Origin of the sequence: Allobosea sp., from assembly GCF_036675845.1 — a bacterium.
In the GTDB taxonomy this organism is placed as follows: Bacteria; Pseudomonadota; Alphaproteobacteria; order Rhizobiales; family Beijerinckiaceae; genus Allobosea.
Window position 1 is genome coordinate 1 of the sequence record NZ_JAKFED010000063.1, and the last position, 19,628, is coordinate 19,628.

The 19,628-nt window shown below is 67.8% G+C and carries 19 protein-coding genes; 7 read left to right on the plus strand and 12 right to left on the minus strand.

Translation table 11 applies throughout. The annotated features are described in order from the left end of the window. A partial coding sequence (locus V6M56_RS07580) for a hypothetical protein (protein WP_332682559.1) occupies nt 1–615 on the plus strand: 615 nt, incomplete at its 5' end. 185 nt (nt 616–800) lie between these two features. Here the strand turns inward: V6M56_RS07580 and V6M56_RS07585 are convergent. The 3 genes from V6M56_RS07585 to V6M56_RS07595 all read right to left on the minus strand — a co-directional run bounded on the left by V6M56_RS07585 (nt 801) and on the right by V6M56_RS07595 (nt 4,430). After that, nucleotides 801–1,382 (minus strand): LOG family protein, encoded by a 582-nt coding sequence (locus tag V6M56_RS07585; protein WP_332682560.1) that lies wholly within the window; start codon nt 1,380–1,382, stop codon nt 801–803. After that, the gene (locus V6M56_RS07590) at nt 1,379–2,761 is read right to left on the minus strand and encodes a dipeptidase (RefSeq protein WP_332682561.1); all 1,383 of its coding nucleotides are present in this window, start codon (nt 2,759–2,761) and stop codon (nt 1,379–1,381) included. Before V6M56_RS07590 ends, V6M56_RS07585 begins: the two co-directional genes overlap by 4 nt. Nucleotides 2,762–2,888: 127 nt before the next feature. After that, nucleotides 2,889–4,430, minus strand: a complete 1,542-nt coding sequence (locus V6M56_RS07595; RefSeq protein WP_332682562.1) for a helicase HerA-like domain-containing protein — start codon at nt 4,428–4,430, stop codon at nt 2,889–2,891. Between the two features lie 163 nt (nt 4,431–4,593). Between V6M56_RS07595 and V6M56_RS07600 the strand changes: the two genes are divergently transcribed. The 4 genes from V6M56_RS07600 to scpA all read left to right on the plus strand — a co-directional run bounded on the left by V6M56_RS07600 (nt 4,594) and on the right by scpA (nt 10,067). Next, the gene (locus V6M56_RS07600) at nt 4,594–4,980 is read left to right on the plus strand and encodes a DUF2267 domain-containing protein (RefSeq protein ID WP_332682563.1); all 387 of its coding nucleotides are present in this window, start codon (nt 4,594–4,596) and stop codon (nt 4,978–4,980) included. Between the two features lie 172 nt (nt 4,981–5,152). Continuing rightward, nucleotides 5,153–7,078 carry a methylmalonyl-CoA mutase subunit beta gene (locus tag V6M56_RS07605; RefSeq protein ID WP_332682565.1) on the plus strand — a complete coding sequence of 642 codons (1,926 nt, stop codon included), beginning with the start codon at nt 5,153–5,155 and terminating at the stop codon, nt 7,076–7,078. Next, on the plus strand, nt 7,075–7,902 hold the full coding sequence (gene thiD / locus V6M56_RS07610) for a bifunctional hydroxymethylpyrimidine kinase/phosphomethylpyrimidine kinase (RefSeq protein WP_332682566.1): 828 nt from the start codon (nt 7,075–7,077) through the stop codon (nt 7,900–7,902). The genes V6M56_RS07605 and thiD overlap by 4 nt, the downstream gene beginning before the upstream one ends. Then, complete coding sequence (gene scpA / locus V6M56_RS07615; RefSeq protein WP_332682567.1) at nt 7,899–10,067, plus strand: methylmalonyl-CoA mutase; 2,169 nt, start codon at nt 7,899–7,901, stop codon at nt 10,065–10,067. Before thiD ends, scpA begins: the two co-directional genes overlap by 4 nt. A 45-nt stretch (nt 10,068–10,112) precedes the next feature. On the opposite strand, the gene V6M56_RS07620 is transcribed toward scpA, so the two are convergent. From V6M56_RS07620 to V6M56_RS07645, 6 genes are all read right to left on the minus strand, one after another. Beyond that, entirely contained in the window at nt 10,113–10,367 is a 255-nt protein-coding gene (locus V6M56_RS07620) for a hypothetical protein (RefSeq protein ID WP_332682568.1), read from the minus strand. Nucleotides 10,368–10,467: 100 nt separating this feature from the next. Then, on the minus strand, nt 10,468–11,259 hold the full coding sequence (locus V6M56_RS07625) for an ABC transporter permease (RefSeq protein ID WP_332682570.1): 792 nt from the start codon (nt 11,257–11,259) through the stop codon (nt 10,468–10,470). Further along, the gene (locus tag V6M56_RS07630) at nt 11,256–12,161 is read right to left on the minus strand and encodes an ABC transporter permease (protein WP_332682571.1); all 906 of its coding nucleotides are present in this window, start codon (nt 12,159–12,161) and stop codon (nt 11,256–11,258) included. The genes V6M56_RS07625 and V6M56_RS07630 overlap by 4 nt, the downstream gene beginning before the upstream one ends. A gap of 241 nt (nt 12,162–12,402) precedes the next feature. Continuing rightward, nucleotides 12,403–13,581 carry an ABC transporter ATP-binding protein gene (locus V6M56_RS07635; RefSeq protein WP_332682573.1) on the minus strand — a complete coding sequence of 393 codons (1,179 nt, stop codon included), beginning with the start codon at nt 13,579–13,581 and terminating at the stop codon, nt 12,403–12,405. Continuing rightward, nucleotides 13,578–14,666, minus strand: coding sequence for a polyamine ABC transporter substrate-binding protein (locus V6M56_RS07640; protein ID WP_442881105.1), 1,089 nt, complete (start codon nt 14,664–14,666; stop codon nt 13,578–13,580). Before V6M56_RS07640 ends, V6M56_RS07635 begins: the two co-directional genes overlap by 4 nt. An 80-nt stretch (nt 14,667–14,746) precedes the next feature. Continuing rightward, nucleotides 14,747–14,923, minus strand: coding sequence for a hypothetical protein (locus V6M56_RS07645; RefSeq protein ID WP_332682576.1), 177 nt, complete (start codon nt 14,921–14,923; stop codon nt 14,747–14,749). Between the two features lie 24 nt (nt 14,924–14,947). Between V6M56_RS07645 and V6M56_RS07650 the strand changes: the two genes are divergently transcribed. Beyond that, entirely contained in the window at nt 14,948–15,679 is a 732-nt protein-coding gene (locus V6M56_RS07650) for a DUF3750 domain-containing protein (RefSeq protein WP_332682578.1), read from the plus strand. Between the two features lie 162 nt (nt 15,680–15,841). Here V6M56_RS07650 and V6M56_RS07655 read toward each other — a convergent pair whose 3' ends face one another. Both V6M56_RS07655 and V6M56_RS07660 read right to left on the minus strand, forming a co-directional pair. Then, the gene (locus tag V6M56_RS07655) at nt 15,842–16,684 is read right to left on the minus strand and encodes a lytic transglycosylase domain-containing protein (RefSeq protein ID WP_332682579.1); all 843 of its coding nucleotides are present in this window, start codon (nt 16,682–16,684) and stop codon (nt 15,842–15,844) included. Further along, a complete protein-coding gene (locus V6M56_RS07660) occupies nt 16,681–17,964 on the minus strand; it encodes a cystathionine gamma-synthase family protein (RefSeq protein WP_332682581.1) in 1,284 nt (427 codons plus the stop codon). The genes V6M56_RS07655 and V6M56_RS07660 overlap by 4 nt, the downstream gene beginning before the upstream one ends. A 144-nt stretch (nt 17,965–18,108) precedes the next feature. Here V6M56_RS07660 and V6M56_RS07665 point away from each other — a divergent pair, with 144 nt between their 5' ends. Then, on the plus strand, nt 18,109–18,567 hold the full coding sequence (locus V6M56_RS07665; protein WP_332682583.1) for an Lrp/AsnC family transcriptional regulator: 459 nt from the start codon (nt 18,109–18,111) through the stop codon (nt 18,565–18,567). 4 nt (nt 18,568–18,571) lie between these two features. Here V6M56_RS07665 and V6M56_RS07670 read toward each other — a convergent pair whose 3' ends face one another. Next, nucleotides 18,572–19,576 (minus strand): alpha/beta hydrolase, encoded by a 1,005-nt coding sequence (locus V6M56_RS07670; RefSeq protein WP_332682585.1) that lies wholly within the window; start codon nt 19,574–19,576, stop codon nt 18,572–18,574. Nucleotides 19,577–19,628 lie beyond the last annotated feature (52 nt).

Sequence of the window (19,628 nt, forward strand, 5' to 3'; positions counted from 1 at the left end):
CGAGTTCGAAAAGAAGGTCGGATTAGCTTAACTCACCGTCCACAGAACCGGCAGCAGGCCAATGAGCGCCGCGGCTTCATCAAGCACATGCTCGACCTCGATTATGAGCTGGCCGCAGTCGCAATCCACAAACCGTCAATCCACACGCCCGATAATTTCAAGAAACGGTACTTCCTTTATTTCTACGCCGTGCGCCTCCTGCTGGAGGCATTCACGAAGCCGCGCCCTGACTTGGCGAAAGAGCGCTTCAAGATCGTGTTTTCATCTCGCAAGGGCCTCTCGACCGAGGCCTTTGAGGACTACATGGACACGATCCGGGGCAGCCCCTTCGTTAAGCGTGACTACGTCGATTGGAGCGCCGTGGCGCCCTATGATGTCGAATGCGTCCCTAATCGCACCTACATCGGCCTTCAGATGGCCGACTGCTTCGCAAGTGCGGTTGGCAAAGCGCTTGAGCACAATGAGCACGATATGACTGAATGCAGCTATGTGCGGCAGTTGGCGCCTCGGGTCATGCGGGTAAACGGCTCGCACAAGGGCTATGGCATTAAGCTTTGGCCCATGCCGACTGGCGTATTCAAATCCGAACGGTTTCGCTGGTTTCATGAAATCTGAGACGGGGCAAGGCCCCGGCCGGCCCGGCCTTGCGACCCCGGTTCCGGTGACCTTGCCCCGTCTCGCGCGCTTGCGCTCTACTTCAATGTGCCGGCCTCTCGCTGAGAATCACAACACATCGAATCTGCTTTGTCACGTATATAATTGGGAATTAATTCCTATGATCGTCAAGTGGAGATGAGAGCTTAGACCTCCTCCTTCTCCACCCATTTGATCTGCGCCTGCGGCTTGTAGGCCTCCATCTGATCGAGCAATGCCGCCGGATCGGTCTCCATCATCGCCATGTCGCGATGGGCCTGCCACATGAAGCCGGCCTTGGTCGTGTTGTCGAGGAAGGCGGCGAGCGGGTCGTAGAAACCGGCGATGTTGAGGAAGCCGAGCGGCTTGCCGTGGATGCCGAGCTGGCCCCAGGTCCAGATCTCGAAGATCTCCTCGAAGGTGCCGATGCCGCCCGACATGGCGATGAAGCCGTCCGAGAGCTCGGCCATGCGCGCCTTGCGCAGATGCATGGTCTCGACCACTTCGAGCCGGGTCAGCCCGTGATGGCCGACCTCCTTCTCGCGCAGCGCCCGGGGAATGACGCCATGGACCTCGCCGCCAGCGGCGAGCGCCGCATCGGCAACCATGCCCATCAGCCCGACGGCGCCGCCGCCATAGACGAGGGTGAGGCCGCGCCGGGCGATCTCGGCGCCCATGGCGCGGGCACCTGCGGCATGGATCGGGTCATGGCCCGGGCTCGAGCCGCAGAAGACGCAGACGGATTTCATGAGGCCAATGCCTGCAGGATGCGGGCCCAGGAACGCTGGCCCTTGTGGAAGGAGGAGAGGTCGTATTTCTCGTTGGGCGAATGCAGGCGGTCATCGTCGAGGCCGAAGCCGACCAGCAGCGTGTCCATGCCGAGCAGGCGCTTGAAGTCGCCGACCACCGGCACCGAGCCGCCCGAGCCGATCGAGACCGCCTTGCGGCCCCATTCCTCACTCAGCGCGGCCTGGGCCTTGAGCAGCGCCGGCAGTTCGGGCGGCACGGCGATGGCGGGCGAGGCGCCATGGGCGATGAACTCGGCCGTCGCGTCGGCCGGCAGGCGCTCGCGCACGAAGGCCTGGAAGGCGGCGGCGATCTTCTCCGGGTCCTGCTCTCCGACGAGGCGGAAGGAGATCTTGGCGTGGGCCTTCGCGGCGATCACCGTCTTGGTGCCCTCGCCGGTATAGCCGCCCCAGATGCCGTTGACGTCGCAGGTCGGGCGCGACTGGATCTGCTCGATCAGCATGCGGCCCTTCTCGCCGACCGAAGCTTTAAGGCCGATCTGGCCGAGGAATTCGGTCTCGGTCAGGCCGAGCTCGGCCCAGTCGAGCTTCTGCTGCGCCGACGGCTCCTCGACGCCGTCATAGAAGCCGGGAATGGTGATGCGGCCCTCGGCGTCCTTCAGTTCGGCGATGATCCGCGCCAGCACATGGATCGGGTTCCCCGCCGCGCCGCCGAACAGGCCGGAATGCAAATCGCGGTCGGCGCAGGTGATCGTCACCTCCTGGTAGACCATGCCGCGCAGCGAGGCGGTGATCGCCGGGGTCTGCCGGTCCCACATGCCGGTGTCGCAGACCAGAGCGAGATCGGCCTTGAGCTCGGCAGCATTGGCCTTGACGAAGGCCGGCAGGTTGACCGAGCCGGATTCCTCCTCGCCCTCGACGATGACGGTGATGCCGATCGGCAGATCGCCGGTCTCGGCGAGCGTCGCCCGCATCGCCTCGACGAAGGTCATGACCTGGCCCTTGTCGTCGCAGGCGCCGCGCGCGACGATGATCTTGCGGCCCGGCTCGATCTCCCTGATCACCGGCTTGAACGGGTCGCTCTCCCAGAGGTTCAGCGGATCGACCGGCTGGACGTCGTAATGGCCGTAGAACAGCACATGCGGCGCGCCCGGCTTGGGGCGATGGCCGAACACGACCGGGTGGCCGGGCGTCTCGCGCAGCGAAGCCTCGAAGCCGAGCGACTGAAGATCGGCCCGCAGCCAATCGGCGGCGCGGCGGCTGTCGCCGGCATAGGCCGAATCGGTCGAGATCGAGGGGATTTCGAGCCAGGTCGAGAGCCGGGCCAGCGAGGCGTCGAGATCGGCATCGAGCCGGGAGAGGATGGCGGGAAGCTTGGACATGGGCGCTCACAGGGGCTGATTCCGGTGGCGCCATCATGACAAGCCCAGCGCCATGCGCCAGTGCGGCGGCGGCATGGCAGCTGTGGCGTGCCCGCCGGAAAGGCAGGCCGGCCGACGCCGGTAGCGCCTACCGTTTCCCGCCCATCATGCTCCCGAGCACGCCGCGCAGGATCGCGGTGCCGACCTGGCGGCCGATCGAGGTCGCGGCCGAGCGCGCCGCCGAGGTGATGATCTTCTCGGTCATGCTCGGCGGCACGCGACCGCCGCGGCTGCCCGGGCCGGTCTTCGGGCGCTCGCCGCCACCGCCATTGCCGAGCCAGCCGCCGATCGTGTCGAGGATGCCGCCGCCGCCATCCGCCGAGGCCTCGACGGCCGAACCGTCGGCGTTCAGCCCCTTGCGCTTCATCAGCTCCTCATAGGCCGAATCGCGGTCGATCATCGTGTCGTATTTGCCGGCGAATCCGGAGGCCCGCAGGCACTCGGCGCGCTGCTGCGGCGTGATCGGCCCGACCTGCGCCATCGGCGGGGCAATCAGCGTCCGTTCGACCATGGTCGGCGTGCCCTTTCCCTCCAGCGTCGAGGTCAGCGCCTCGCCGACGGCGAGCTGGGTGATCGCCTCCTCGGTCTTGAATTTGGGGTTCTGGCGGAAGGTCTCGGCCGCGGCGCGCACTGCCTTCTGGTCGCGCGGCGTGAAGGCGCGCAGCGCATGCTGGACGCGGTTGCCGAGCTGGGCGAGCACGGTGTCGGGGATGTCGAGCGGGTTCTGGGTGACGAAATAGACGCCGACGCCCTTGGAGCGGATCAGGCGGACGACCTGCTCGACCGCGGTCAGCAGGACCTTCGGCGCGCCGTTGAAGAGCAGGTGCGCCTCGTCGAAGAAGAAGACGAGCTTCGGCTTGTCGAGGTCGCCGACCTCGGGCAGCTGCTCGAACAGTTCCGAGAGCAGCCAGAGCAGGAAGGTCGCGTAGAGCCTGGGATTGGCCATCAGCTTGTCGGCGGCGAGCATGTTGATGACGCCGCGACCGTCGCGGTCGGTCTTCATCAGGTCGCTGATCTCGAGCCCGGGCTCGCCGAAGAATTTCTCGCCCTTCTGGTTTTCGAGAACCAGCAGCGCGCGCTGGATCGTGCCGACGGACTGGGACGAGACGTTGCCGTATTTCGTCGTCAGCTCGGAAGCGTTCTCGGCGATGAAGCTCAAGATCGCGCGCAGGTCCTTGAGATCGAGCAGCAGCAGCTTCTGCTCGTCGGCGATGCGGAAGGCGATGTTGAGCACGCCCTCCTGCGTGTCGTTGAGGTCGAGCAGGCGCGAGAGCAGCAGCGGCCCCATCTCGGAGATGGTGGCGCGAACGGGATGGCCCTGCTCGCCGAAGACGTCCCAGAACACGGTGGTGAACTGGTCCGGCTGGTATTTCAGGCCCAGCTCCTCGGCTCGCTTGACGAAGGGCGGCTTGGAGTCGCCCGGTGCGGCGACGCCCGAGAGGTCGCCCTTGATGTCGGCCGCGAAGACCGGCACGCCATGCTTGGCGAAACCCTCGGCGAGAACCTGCAGCGTCACGGTCTTGCCGGTGCCGGTCGCGCCCGTGACCAGCCCGTGCCGATTGGCGAGCTTGAGCAGCAGCATCTCCGGCTTCACGCTCTTGCCGATCAGGATCGTCCCGTCATCCGCCATGTCGCGCCTGCATCCGTTGCCGTAAGGTCGAACCAGCGGTTTAGCGAAACCAGCCGGCAGGCGGAAGCGCGAAGATCGCTTCCCTCGAGATAGTAAATATGTAAACTATTTTGAGGACCTTCTCCGAGCAACGCATGGCCGCCAGGCCGCTGAGGATTGAACGATGGACGAGCTGATCTCCCGCATCATGGCCGCTTCCGGCATCGACGAGGCGCTGGCGAAGAAGGCGATCGGCATCATCCTCGCCTTCCTGCAGAAGGAAGGCCCCCCGGCCGAGATCGGCCAGCTCATGGCGGCACTGCCGGGAGGGCAGGAACTCGCCGATGCCGAAGGCGGCGCCAAGGGCGGGCTGATGGGCACGATCGGCGGCATGATGGGCGGTGGCGGCGGCGTCATGGCGCTCGGCGGCCAGCTGATGGGCGCCGGCCTCTCCATGGGCCAGATTCAGACCGTCTCGAAGGAGATGTTCGCGGTCGGCCGCGAGCAGGCGGGCGAGGACACGATGGGCGCGATCGTCGGCGCGATCCCCGGGCTCGGCCAGTTCGTCTGAAGCTCGGCCGAACGGTTTTTGCCAGGAAGCGCCGCCCGGCCGGGCGGCGTTTTGCTGTCGAGCACTGGCGTTTCAACACGGCCGATCCGGCCGCCAGGGACTTGCGTTCGCAGTTCGCCATGGCAATGAGAGCTTCGCGGTTGCAAAATCAACCGTCAGGAGTTCGCCGCGCATGACCTCGACCTCGCTTGCCGACCTGCCCTTCATGGAGGCCTTCGCCACGCCCGGTGGCGAACAATGGCGCCTGGCCGTCGACAAGGTGCTGAAGGGCGCCGACTTCGAGAAGAAGCTGGTCGGGCGCAGCGCCGACGGCATCCGCATCGAGCCGCTCTATCCGGCAGCGGCCGGCAATGCCGCCCGGCCGCTCAGGGCGCGGGCCGGGCGCTGGCGCGTGGCGGCGCGGGTCGACCATCCGGAGGCGGCCGAGGCCAACCGGCTGGCCCTGGCCGAGCTGGAAGGCGGCGCCGACTGCCTCAGCCTCGCCTTCGCCGGCGCCGCCGCGGCGCGCGGTTTCGGACTCGCCGCGAAGAGCGTCGAGGATCTCGACGCCGCCCTCTCCGGCGTCATGTTCGATCTGGTTCGCCTCCGGGTCGATCCGGCCCCCCGCGGGCGCCGCAACGCCCTGCTCCTGGCCGACCTCGTCGAAAGCCGCGGCCTTTCGGGCGACGCCGTCGATATCGATTTCGGCATGGACCCGGTCGGCGCACTCGCCAGCTCGGGCACGCTTTCGGTCTCCCCGCCGGAACTGGGGCAGCGTCTCGCCGAGACGATCGCCGCCCTGAAGGCACGCGGCTTCCGCGGCCCCTTCCTCGCCGCCGATGGGCGACCCTGGCATGAGGCCGGGGCCAGCGAAGCGCAGGAACTCGGGGCCGTGCTCGCCACCGCCGTCACCCATCTGCGGCTGCTGGAGGCGCAAGGATTGCCGCTCGCCGAAGCGCGCGATGCGATCTCCTTCACGCTCGTCGCCGACACCGACGAATTCCTCACCGTCGCCAAGCTGCGCGCCGCGCGCCTGCTCTGGGACCGCGTGCAGCGCGCCTGCGGCCTCGAGGCGAAGCCGGTCTTCATCCATGCCGAGACCGCCTGGCGCTCGCTGACCAGGCGCGATCCCTGGGTCAACCTGCTGCGCGGCACGATCGCCACCTTCTCGGCCGGGGTCGGCGGCGCCGATTCGGTCAGCGTCCAGCCCTTCACCGCGGCGCTCGGCCTGCCCGACGGATTCGCCCGCCGGGTGGCCCGGAATACGCAGCTGGTTCTGCTCGAAGAAGCCAATCTCTGGCGCGTCGCCGATCCGGCGGCCGGCGCCGGCGGCTTCGAGGCGCTGACGCAGGCGCTCTGCGAGCAGGGCTGGCAAAAATTCCAGGATCTCGAGGCCGAGAGCGCCGACGGGCTTTCCGGCATCATCGCGGCGCTCGCCAATGGCCATGTCCAGCTGGGGCTGGCGCGCGAGCGGGCGAGCCGGGCCAAGGCGGCGGCGACGCGGCGCGAGCCGATCACCGGCACGAGCGAATTCCCGAACCTGGCGGAAGCGACGGTTTCAGTGCTGGCGCCCCCGCCGGCGAGGGCTGCGCGCCCGGACACCACCGATGCGGCGATCCGGATCGAGGCGCTGCCCAGCATCCGCCTGGCCGAGCCTTACGAGGCGCTGCGGGCGCAGGCCGATGTCGCAGCCGCCGCCGGCGTGCGCCCGGCTGTGTTCCTGGCGACCCTCGGCAGCATCGCCGGCTTCACCGCCCGCGCCGGCTTCGCCCGCAACCTGTTCGAGGCCGGCGGCATCGCCGCCACCTCCGGAAACGGCTTTGCCGAGGACGGGGCGACCGATCTCGAAGCGCTCGTCGCCGCCTTCCGGACCGCTGGCGCACAGCTCGCCTGCCTTTGCGGCTCGGATGAAAGCTATGCCGCCGAGGCTGCTGCCGCAGCAGCGGCGCTGAAGCGCGCCGGCGCGACGCTGTGGCTGGCCGGCCGGCCGGGCGAGTTGGAGGCCGCGCTGCGCGAGGCCGGCGTCGAGAATTTCGTCTTCGCCGGTGCTGACGTGGTCGCGATCCTGCAGGACGCGCTCGCGATCACCATATCTGCCGGGAAGGCAACCAAGGGATGACCATGCCGATCGCCCTCACCATCGCCGGCTCCGATTCGAGCGGCGGGGCCGGGATCCAGGCCGATCTCAAGACCTTCGCGGCGCATCAGGTCTATGGCGCCAGCGTCATCGTTGCGCTGACGGCGCAGAACACGAAGGCCGTGACCGCGATCCATCCGGTTCCGGCCGATTTCGTCAGCGCCCAGCTCGACGCCGTGTTCGACGACCTCGATGTCGCAGCGGTGAAGATCGGCATGCTCGCCACCGCCGAACTGATCGAAACCGTCGCCGACGGGCTGGAGCGCTGTGGCGCCAAGAACATCGTGCTCGACCCCGTGATGATCGCGGCCTCGGGCGGGCGCCTGCTGCGGGAGGACGCGATCGAGGCGCTGAAGCGCCGCCTGCTGCCGCTGGCGACCATCGTCACGCCGAACCTGCCGGAAGCGGCGGCCCTGCTCGGCACCGCGATGGCGGAGACCGAAGAGGCCGTCGCCGGGCAGGCCGAAGCGCTGGTCGCGCTCGGCCCGGGCCATGTCCTGATCAAGGGTGGCCATGCCGCCGGTTCCGACAGCGTCGATATCCTGGTGTCGAAGGGCGGCCAGCGCCAGCGCTTCGTGGCGCCGCGCATCGAGACCCAGAACACCCATGGCACCGGCTGCACGCTGTCTTCGGCGATCGCATCCGGCCTCGCCCATGGCATCGCGCTGACCGAGGCGGTGGCGCTGGCGAAGCGCTATATCTCGGCGGCGATCGCCGCCTCCGACGAGGTCCGGGTTGGCCACGGCCACGGACCGGTGCATCATTTCCACCATTGGTGGGACCGTCCAGACGGGAGACAGCCATGACCGCCATCCCGGATTTCACGAAGCTCGCCTTCGCCGATACGGCCGCCGCGTCCGGCCCTGCCGCGGCGATTGCCGGCGGGCCCTGGCTGACGCCTGAGGACATCCCGGTCAAGCCGCTCTACACCGCCGCCGATCGCGACGGCCTGCCCTTCGTCGACACGCTGCCGGGCATCGCGCCTTATCTGCGCGGCCCCTATCCGACCATGTATGTCAACCAGCCCTGGACGATCCGGCAATATGCCGGCTTCTCCACCGCCGAGGATTCGAACGCCTTCTACCGGCGCAACCTCGCGGCGGGCCAGAAGGGGCTCTCGGTCGCCTTCGACCTCGCCACCCATCGAGGCTATGACAGCGACCATCCGCGCGTCGGCGGCGATGTCGGCATGGCCGGCGTCGCGATCGACTCGATCTACGACATGCGGACCCTGTTCTCCGGCATCCCGCTCGACCAGATGAGCGTCTCGATGACGATGAACGGCGCCGTGCTGCCGGTGCTGGCGCTCTTCATCGTCGCGGCGGAAGAACAGGGCGTGCCGGCGGCCAAACTCTCGGGGACCATCCAGAACGACATCCTCAAGGAGTTCATGGTCCGCAACACCTATATCTACCCGCCCTCGCCCTCGATGCGGATCATCGGCGACATCTTCGCCTATACTTCGGCGAACATGCCGAAATTCAACTCGATCTCGATCTCCGGCTACCACATGCAGGAGGCCGGGGCGACGCAGGACCTCGAGCTCGGCTACACGCTCGCCGACGGCGTCGAATATATCCGCGCCGGCCAGCGGGCGGGCCTCGGCGTCGACGTGTTCGCACCGCGGCTTTCCTTCTTCTGGGCCATCGGCATGAACTTCTTCATGGAGGTGGCAAAGCTCAGGGCCGGCCGGCTGATCTGGGCCAAGCTGGTCAAGGATTTCGGCGCGCAGAACGAGAAATCGCTGCCGCTGCGGACCCATTGCCAGACTTCCGGCTGGTCGCTGACGGCGCAGGACGTATTCAACAACGTGCCGCGCACGATGATCGAGGCGATGGCGGCGACGCAGGGGCACACCCAGTCACTGCACACCAACGCGCTCGACGAGGCGCTGGCTCTGCCGACCGACTTCTCGGCCCGCATCGCCCGCAACACCCAGATCCTGCTGCAACAGGAGAGCGGCACGAGCCGGATCATCGACCCCTGGGGCGGTTCCTATTATGTCGAGCGCCTGACGGCCGAACTCGCCGCCAAGGCCTGGGCGCATATCCAGGAGGTCGAGGCGCTCGGCGGCATGGCCAAGGCGATCGAGGCCGGCATCCCGAAGCTGCGCATCGAGGAGGCCGCCGCCAAGACCCAGGCGCGCATCGACGGCAACCAGCAGGCGATCATCGGCGTCAACTGCTTCAAGCCCGACAATGAGGCGGCGATCGACGTGCTCAAGGTCGACAACGCCTCGGTGCGGGCGCAGCAGCTCGACAAGCTGAAGCGGCTGAAGGCCGAACGCAATGAAGCCGAGACGCAAGCCGCGCTGACGGCGCTGACCAACGGCGCCGCCGGCGACGCCAACCTGCTCGATCTCGCGGTCAAGGCGGCGCGGGCCAAGGCCACCGTCGGGGAGATCTCGATGGCGATGGAGAAGGTCTTCGGGCGGCACCGCGCCGAGATCAAGGCGATTTCGGGCGTCTACAAGCGGGAGGTCGGCACGATGAACCCGGCGGTCATGCGCGTGCAGATGATGACGGAAGCCTTCGAGGAGGCCGATGGCCGCCGGCCGCGCATCCTCGTCGCCAAGATGGGGCAGGACGGGCATGATCGCGGCCAGAAGGTGATCGCCTCGGCCTTCGCCGATCTCGGCTTCGACGTCGATATCGGCCCGCTCTTCGCGACGCCGGACGAGGCGGCCCGCCAGGCGGTCGAGAACGACGTCCATATCGTCGGCGTCTCCTCGCTGGCGGCCGGTCACCTGACACTCGTGCCGGAGTTGAAGGGCGCGCTCGCCCAGGCCGGCCGGCCCGACATCATGATCGTGGTCGGCGGCGTGATCCCGCCGCAGGATTTCGAGACCCTGCTGCAGGCCGGCGCCAGCGCGATCTTCCCGCCCGGTACCGTGATCGCCGACGCTGCCGAGAAGCTGCTGGAAGAACTCAACCAGCGGCTCGGCTACAGTCAGCGCAGCGCGGCGGAATAGCGCTCGACGGCGGCACGGCCAGAGGCCGCGCCGCCCAGGAAGCGCCTAGCGCCAATAGCGCCGGCCGTAGCCATAGCCGTAATCCCGCCTCTCCTCGTTCCAGCGCTGCCAGCGGCGCTGACCCCAATAGCCGTGAAAGGCCGGCGGCGCCGGGCGCCAGCCATAAGCGCGGCGCTCGTATTGACGCTCATGGCGATCATAGGCCTGTGCCGAACCGCTGCCGACGAGGCTCGTGGCGGCGAATACGGTGGTGCCGAGCGTGAGAGCGGCTAGGCCGGCGGTGGCGAGCTTGCGGAACATGATCCCTGTCCTGTGCAATGGCCGGAGGCATTCCCCGTCCTGCGCAGGACCTTCGCATCGCTCGCCTGAACGCTGCTTGAGCCCGCCGTTCAGCCGGCGTTTAGCCGTTTCCGGCCAGAGCCTCGCGCTTGAGCAGCAGCGAGGCGGCGATGACGGCGAGCGCCACCGCCCCGATCAGGATCGTGCAGGCGGCGTTGATCTCCGGCGAGACGCCGAGGCGGATCGCCGAATAGAGCCGCATCGGCAGCGTGGTCGCGCCGGGGCCGGTGGTGAAGCTCGCGATCACCAGATCGTCGAGCGAGAGCGTGAAGGCGAGCATCCAGGCGGCGAGAACGGCAGGCCAGATCAAAGGCAGCGTCACGGTCATGAAGGTGGCGAGCGGTGTCGCGCCGAGGTCGCGGGCCGCTTCCTCCAGCGACCGGTCGAAGCCCGCCAGCCGCGCCTGCACGACGATGCAGGCGAAGCCGAGGCTGAAGGTGGCGTGGGCGATGACCACGGTCCAGTAGCCGCGCTCGACATCGCCGGCGACGAAGAGCAGCAGCAGCGACAGGCCGGTGATCACTTCCGGCATCACCAGCGGCGCCAGCACCATGCCGGAAAACAGCATGCGCCCGGCGAAGGCGCGATATCGGGCGAGCGCCAGCGCCGCCAGCGTGCCGAGCGCCGCGGCAAGCGTTGCCGAGACCAGCGCGACGCGGATCGTCAGCCAGGCGGCGTCGAGCAGCGGCTGATTTCTGAACAGGGCGCCATACCAATGCGTCGAGAACCCGCCCCAGACCGTGACCAGCCGCGAGGCGTTGAAGGAATAGGCGATCAGCGCGACGATCGGCAGATAGAGAAAGGCGAAGCCGAGGACGAGCGCGGCGAGATGGAAGGCGCCGAACCGCTTCATCGCAGGCTGCCCTCTCCTCGCGCCCGCTGGAGCAGGACGAGCGGCAGCACCAGCACGACGAGCAGGACGATCGCCACCGCCGAGGCCAGCGGCCAGTCGCGGTTCGAGAAGAACTCGTTCCACAGCACCTTGCCGACCATCAGCGTATCGGGGCCGCCAAGCAGGTCGGGAATCACGAATTCGCCGATGGCCGGGATGAAGACCAGCGCCGAGCCGGCGAGGATGCCCGGCAGGGAGAGCGGCAGCGTCACGGTCAGGAAGGTGGTGAGCGGCGGCGCGCCGAGATCGGCGGAAGCCTCCAGCAAGCTGCCGTCGAGCTTCTGCAGCGTCGAATAGAGCGGCAGCACCATGAAGGGCAGGTAGGAATAGACCATGCCGATCAGCACGGCGGCGTCGGTATTGAGCAGGCGCAGCGGCTCGCTCGTCAGCGCGAGCCCGGTCAGCGCCATGTCGAGCAGACCATCCGGCCGCAGGATGCCGATCCAGGCGTAGACGCGGATCAGGAAGGAGGTCCAGAACGGCAGGATGACGAGGACGACGAGGATGCCCTGCCAGCGCCTGGGCGCCCGCGCCATGGCGTAGGCCAGCGGATAGCCGAGCCCCAGTGCGATCAGCGTGGTCAGCCCGGCGATGCGCAGCGAGGAGAGATAGCTCTGCCAGTAGAGCGGATCCTCGCCGAGCAGCCGGAAGTTCTCGAGATCGAGCCCGGCGAGGAATTCGCCGAGCGCGTCGAAGCCCGGAAAATGCGGCGCGTAGGGCGGCTGGTCGGTCGCGGCATCCGACAGCGCCATCCGCAGCACGATGGCGAAGGGCACCAGGAAGAAGGCGAGCAGCCAGAGATAGGGCAAGGCGGCGACCAGGAGGCCGCGCCGGCTGGAGCCGGAAGAGACCCCAGCGCTCATGACACCGCTCCGCCGTCATGCCAGGGCAGCCCGCAGGGCCGAGCCCAGAACTCATGAACATGACGGCAGCCGTCATTGCGAGGAGGCGTCGGCCGACGCAGCAATCCAGGGGCGGCAGCGCGAGCCTGCCTGGATTGCTTCGCTCCGCTCGCAAAGACGGCGATTTCGCCGGCACCGCCGTGGTCATGGGTTCCGGGCTCACGCCGGCGGCATACCCTGGAATGACGGAGGTTGCGCGCGTTCACGGCGCCAGCACCATGCCGGCCTCGACATCCCAGGAGAGCCAGACCTTGTCCTCCCAGGCCAGCGGCCGTTCGTTGCGGCGGGTGCGGTTGGCGAGCGAGACCTTGAGCAATTGCCCGTCATCGCCCCCGACCATGACCTGCACCATGGTGATGTCGCCGAGATAGCCGATGTCCCAGACCTCGCCTTGCGCCCGGTTGAGCTGTTGCGCCGGCTCGTCATGGCTGAGCGTGATCTTCTCGGGACGCAGGCCGACGCAGACCGGCTCGCCGGGCCGGAGGCCGGGCTCGTCCTCGTCGAGCTCGATTTCGCCGAGGCGAGCGCTGTCGACCCGGACGAGATCGCCGTCGACGGCGATCACCTTGCCCTCGATCAGGTTGATGTCGCCGACGAACTCGGCGACCGTCCGGCTCGCCGGCGCCTCGTAGATCACGTCCGGCGGCGCGATCTGCAGCAGCCTTCCATGGTCCATCACCGCCATGCGGTCGGCCATGGTCATGGCCTCGTCCTGGTCGTGGGTGACCACCATGAAGGTCAGGCCGAGATCGGCCTGGAGGTCCATCAGCTCGTATTGCGTCGCCTCGCGCAGCTTGCGGTCGAGCGCGCCCAGCGGCTCGTCGAGCAGCAGCAGCTTGGGCTGCTTCACCAAAGCGCGAGCCAGCGCCACGCGCTGCCGCTGGCCGCCGGAGAGCTGGTCCGGGCGCCGGCCCTCCAGGCCGCTCAGCCTGACGCGCTTCAGCATGGCGTCGACCCGCTCGCGGACCTGCGCCTTCGGCAGCCCCTCGCGCTTCAACCCATAGGCGATGTTGTCGCCGACCGAGAGATGCGGAAACAGCGCATAGGACTGGAACATCATGTTCACCGGCCGCCGATGCGGCGGCACGGCGGTGATGTCGACGCCGTCGAGCAGGATCTCGCCCTCATCCGGCTGCTCGAAGCCGGCGAGCATGCGCATCAGCGTGGTCTTGCCGCAGCCGGACGGTCCCAGCAGCGCGAAGAACTCGCGCGCATGGATCGAAAGCGACAGCCCGTCGACCGCCGTCACCTTGCCGAAACGCTTGGTGACATTGCGGAATTCGACCAGCGGCCTGGCGCCCGGATCGTTCCAGGGCTGGAAGTCGCGCCGGACGCTGCCTGGCGAGGCGCGCCGCGCCGCGGCGCCGGGCGGCGCGGTCACCGCCCGCTCTTGACGCGGGTCCAGAGCCGGTTGACCACCCGCTGCATCTTCTGGTCGTAAGGGGTGATCGTGTAGAGCCGCGCCATCACGGCATCCGGCGGATAGATGCCGGGATTGTCGCGCACCTCGGCCGAGAGCAGCGGCTTGGAGGCGATGTTGCCGTTGGCGTACTGGATGAAGTCCGAGTTCTTCGCTGCCATTTCCGGGCGGTTGACGAAGTCGATGAACTTCAGCGCCGCCTCCTGATTGGCCGCGTCCTTCGGGATCACGAAGGAATCGAACCACATCAGCGCGCCCTCCTTGGGGATCGCATAGGCGACCTCGACCTTGTTCTTGGCCTCCTCGGCACGCTTCCTGGCCTGCAGGATGTCGCCGGAATAGCCGACGGCGAGGCAAATATCGCCATTGGCGAGGGCGTTGATGTATTCCGACGAGTGGAATTTCTGGATATGCGGCCGCATCTTGCGCAGCAATTCGCCGGCCTTGTTGAGGTCGGCCTCCTTCTTCGAATCGGGATCGAGGCCGAGATAGCGCAGCGCCGCCGGGAACATCTCCTCGACCGCATCGAGGACGTGGACGCCGCAGTTCGAGAGCTTCTTCAGCTTCTCCGGGTCGAACAGGATGCTCCACGAATCGATCACCGCATCGGCGCCGAGCCGCTCCTTGATCTTGGCGACGTTGTAGCCGATCCCGGTGGTGCCCCACATGTAGTTCACGGCGAACTTGTTGCCGGGGTCGTATTTCGAGAGCCGCTGCTGGATCTCGGGCCAGGCGTGCTTCAGGTTCGGCACCTGGGCGGCGTCGATCGGCGTATAGAGCCCCAGCGGGATATGCCGGGGCAGGAAGGAGGCGGTGACGACGACGAGGTCGTAGCCGGTCTTGCCGGCGAGCAGCTTGGTCTCGACCGTCTCCATCTGGTCGAAGGTGTCGTAGACGACCGTGATGCCGGTTTCCTTCTTGAAGGCGTCTAGCACCTCCGGATTGACGTAGTCGGACCAGTTGTAGATGCGCAGTTCCTTGCTTTCCTGCGCCTGGGCCGGGGTTCCCGCGAGCAGTGCCAGGCCCAGGGCCGCACCGGTCGCCATGCATTTCAGAACCGACGTCAAATCACTCAATCTGCCCCTCCTCACAGGACATGCTGCGCCAGAGCCGGATCCGATCGGGTCTAATCAACCTGATCGGCGAATCCGCCTCTCGCATTTGAGATAGAGCACGTTCCCGCCCGCTTGCGCCGCAAGCTGACCGGAACGTGCTCCAGCGGCGGCACGCTATCAGCTTGCCGAAAACGCTCAACCTCGATTTCGTGATCGCGGGCCTGCCGCCACAGCTTGCGGCGCAGCATGGCGGCCCTATCTTTTGCGAGCCTATGATCCGCCGGTTCCTGATCCTCTTTTCCGTACTCTTCCTGCTGCCGCTCGCCAGCCATGCCGCCTGGTGGTCGTGGCAGCCGCTGGCGGCCGACTGGCGCCGGGCCGACTGGTCGAGTGCAGCCCTCTTGCCCGCCGCGGCGATCGAGCCCGAGGCGAGCGTCCATGTCTTCGCTGCGCGCGTCGGCCGCTGGCGCGGCGTCTTCGCGCATCACTCCTGGATCGTGGTGAAGGAGGCCGGCGCCAGCGCCTATACCCGTTTCGACGTGGTCGGCTGGGGCAATCCGGTACGCGTCAACCATCGCGTGGCCGACGGGCGCTGGTTCGGCAATGTCCCCGAGCTCGTCGCGGAAATAAAGGGCCCGGCCGCGACCGCGCTGATCCCGCGCATCCGCGCGGCGGTGAAGAGCTACAGCTACAGCACCAACGGCTCCTATTCCGCCTGGCCGGGGCCGAACTCGAACAGCTTCGTCCAGCATGTCCTGGCCGAGGTGCCCGAACTCGGCCATGCCCTGCCGCCGACCGCGATCGGCAAGGACTGGCGTGACGACGGGCTCTATGCCGGCTTCACGCCGAGCCGCACCGGCCTGCAGGCCTCGCTCTTCGGGCTCGCCGGGATCACGCTCGGCTGGGTCGAGGGCGTCGAGGTCAACCTGCTCGGGCTCGTCGCCGGCATCGATTTGCGCCAGCCGGCGCTGAAGCTGCCGGGCTGGGGGCGCGTAGGGTTGTGAAGACGAGGCCGTCATGTTCGGGCTCGACCCGAGCGTCTCAGGCAGGATGAGGTGCCCTTCAGCGCCTTCTCGTCAGGGGTTTCTCGGGTCTACGCGGAGTTAATCCTTGGCCGACCGAAGGTCAGACCCGAGGGCTCCGCCCGAGAATGACGCGGCTTTTCATCAATTCCGCAACACCAGACAGGCTCCCCCCGCCTGCCGCAGGCGATTGCAGGTCGCGGTCGCCTCGCGCAGGCTCTGGGCCGGCAGCCTGACACGGTAGAAGCGCGCCCTGCCGCGCCCCGGCACGGCCGAGCCCAGCACCATGGTCGGCTTGCCGGCGAGCAGCGCGGCGAACCGGGCGGCGACCCGCTGATAGGCGGCAATGGCGCGGGCCTTCGAGGGGTTGCCGGCAAGCTGCACGCCGAACGGGCCATAGGCGCCTTCGATCAGGGTCGCCGGCGCAGTGGTGCGGATCGAGGCGACGGCCGCGAGGCAGTCCGTGTCCCGGCTCGTCGCCGGTGGCGGCTGTTCGCCGGGGCCAAGGCGCCACTCCTCGACCGAGCGGCCGGTGATGAAGCGGATATAGGCCTGCGTTTCATAAGGCAGCGAGCCGCCGCGCTCGACCCAGCGCGCAACCCGCGTCGGGCCGGCATTATAGGCTGCGGCGGCGAGGCCGAGATTGCCGAACTGGTTCTTCAGCGCGGCGAGGAAGCTTGCCGAATGCGGGATCGCCGCTTCCGGGTCGAACGGGTCGGCAAGGCCACGCTCACCGGCCGTCGCCGGCATGAACTGGGCGATGCCCTGGGCCCCGGCCGAGCTGGTGACATGGGGGCGGAAGCTGCTTTCGCGCCAGATCAGCCGGGTGAAGAAGGCGACAGGCAGATCGTGCTTCTTCGCCGCCGCCTCGATGAGGCGGCAGATGGTCTGGGCCACGCTCTCCTGCTGCGGCTCGGCCAGCGCCGGGCCACCCGACAGCGCCGCGGCCAGGGCCGCCGCGAGAGCGTGGCGCCGGCCGCCCTTCACGCAGCTTCCAGCGCCTGCGCCAGGTCGGAGATCAGGTCCTCGATATTCTCGATGCCGACCGAGATCCGGATCAGCGCGTCGGTGAGGCCGATCTCCTCGCGCAATTCGCGGGCGACGCCGGAATGCGTCATCGCGGCCGGGTGCGAAACCAGCGTCTCGGTGCCGCCTAAGCTGACCGCGAGCTTCATGATCTGGAGATTGTCGAGGACCGCGAAGGCTTCCTTCTCGCCGCCCTTCACATCGAAGGCGAAGGTCGAGCCGGGCTCGCTGCATTGCCGGTCGAACACGGCCTTTCTCGGGTCGCCCTCCTGGAGATTGCCGAGATAATGCACCTTGGCGACCTTCGGATGCGCGGCGAGGTATTCCGCGACCTTGCGGCCGTTCTCGTTCGAGCGGCTCATGCGGATGTCGAGCGTCTCGAGCGAGCGCATCAGCATCCAGCAGGAGTTCGGATCGAGCTGCGTGCCGAGCGAGCCGCGCCAGGCCTTGACCTGCCGGACGAGCTTCTCGGAGCCGCTGATCGAGCCGCCGACGAGATCGCTGTGGCCGCCGACATATTTGGTCAGCGAGAGCAGCGAGAGATCGGCGCCATGCTTCAGCGGCTTCTGGAACATCGGCCCGAGCATGGTGTTGTCGACCACCACCGGCGGGCGATGGCCCTGCGACTTCTCCAGTTCGTCGGCGATGGCGGCGCAGGCGGCGAGATCGACGAGGCCATTAGTCGGGTTGGCCGGGGTCTCGACCAGGATCATCGCGACACGCCCCTTGGCGGCCGCGGCCTGCGCGACCGCGCGCATCTGGGCGACATCGACGCCGTCGGTGAAGCCGAAGGGGATGACGCCGAAGGCGCCCATCTGGTTCTTCAGCAGCGTCTCGGTGCCGCCATAGAGCGGGCGGCTGTGGATGATGGTGTCGCCGGGCCTGAGGAAGGCGAAGCAGGTCGTCGCGATCGCCGCCATGCCGCTGGCGAAGACGGCGCATTTCTCGGCCTCGTCCCAGATCGCCAGGCGATCCTCGAGGATCTCCATGTTCGGGTGGTTGAAGCGGGAATAGACCAGGCCGGACTTCTCGCCCGGCTTGAGCTGGCGGCGGCCCGAGGTCAGGTCGAAGAAGTCCTTGCCCTGCTGGGCATTCTCGAAAACGAAGGTCGAGGTCAGGAAGACCGGCGGCTTGAGCGAACCCTCCGACATCGCGGGGGAATAGCCGAAGCCCATCATCAGGGTCTCGGGGTGGAGCCGGCGATTGGCGATCCGGTCCTTGTGGTAGTCGTCTTGGCTCATGGCTCGGCTCCGTGGCCGGTGCGTCGCACCGTGTTCGAGGCGCCAGCCTATGACGATCCGGCCGCCATTGCATGAACGATCATCGGCATTCTAAGGGTCGCCTGAGCAATCTTCCGCTCGATCCTCACAGCCAGGGAGCAGATCATGCTCGACACGACCGATCGCCGCATACTCGCCCTGCTCCAGGAGGACGGCCGGATCACCAATCACGACCTGTCGCAGAAGATCGGGCTGTCGCCGACGCCCTGCCTGCGCCGGCTGAAGCGGCTGGAAGAGACCGGCGTCATCAAGGGCTATTCGGCGATCGTCGACCCGAAGGCCTATGGCCTGCCCTTCAGCGTCTTCGTCTCGGTGCGGCTGAGCCAGCAGACGCAGGAGCACATCGCCGAATTCGAGAAGGCGGTCGAAACCTGGCCGGAGGTCGCCGAGTGCTATCTGATGACCGGCTCGCAGGACTATCTGCTGCGCGTGCTGACCGACGGCATCGAGGGCTATGAGCGCTTCCTGAAGCAGAAGGTGACCCGGCTGAAATGCATCCAGTCGGTCGAGTCGAATTTCGCCCTGGCGACGATCAAGAAGCGGATCGGCCTGCCCGCGCTCTGAAGCCTTACGAGCCCGAACGGTCGATGGCGCGCTTCACCACCTGCGTGACCTCGCTGTCCGAGAGGAAGAGATCGTGGCGGAGCATGCTCCAGCCGCGGCCGGCGGTGTCGGCGACGCGCACGCCCAGCCTCTCCAGCCGCTCGCGGTCGGCCGCGCCCGCCCGGGCGACGCCGCCGGCGATGCGCGAGGAGACGGCGAGCGCCTTGTCGCCGGGATCGATGATCACGGTCATGCGCCGCGCAATCGGCCCGAGCTTCGACACCGTCTGCTCGAAGGCGTCGATGTCGATGTCGGGCGAGGCGAAGACGACGGAACCGATCCGGCCGGAGAAGCCCGGCAGGTCGCGCAGTTCGCGCAGGCCCTCGAGCGCCAGGAAAGTCCCCATCGAATGGGCGACGATATGGACGCGGCCGGCGATCGGGTTGTCGACCAGCGCCTTCAGGGTCTGGACGAAGCCGTCCCGCGACCAGAGTGCGCTCTCGCGATCATAGGCATAGGCGAGCAGCCCGCCGCCCGAGGGCCAGGTGAAGAGCGCTGTGCGGCCTTCAAAGGCGAGGCTGTGCGAGAGTTGGCCGGCGCTGCGGGCGGCCGATTCGAAGGTCTCGTTGAAGCCATGGACATAGAGCAGGACATCGCGGCCATTGGCGGCCTCGGCGAAGGCGCGCGCCGCATCGACCGAGGCCCGCCGCTTGACGCCGAGCACCGCCCAGTCGCCGCTGACGACGGAGCTCACCCGCGCCGCGACGCCGCGGCCGGGCGGCGACAGGCGGGCCTCGGCGAAGACCAGCCCGCTGCCGCGATCCGAGCCGAAATAGGGCTCCTTGTCGCCCGTCGGCTTGCGCGTCGTGGCGACGAGCAGCTGCGGCTCCTTGCCGAACCCGGAGGCGTCGGCCGGACCGGTGAACGGCGAAACCACGGCTTCGCTCTGGGCGCAGGCGGCAAGCGCGAGCCCGGAGAGCGCGACAACGGCGAAAGAACGACGAGACACGGCGAGCCGCGAGGCTGACATGGGCAGATCCGGGACTGGGGAGCGCGACGCTTTCTGGTCGGCGAAGCCTTAA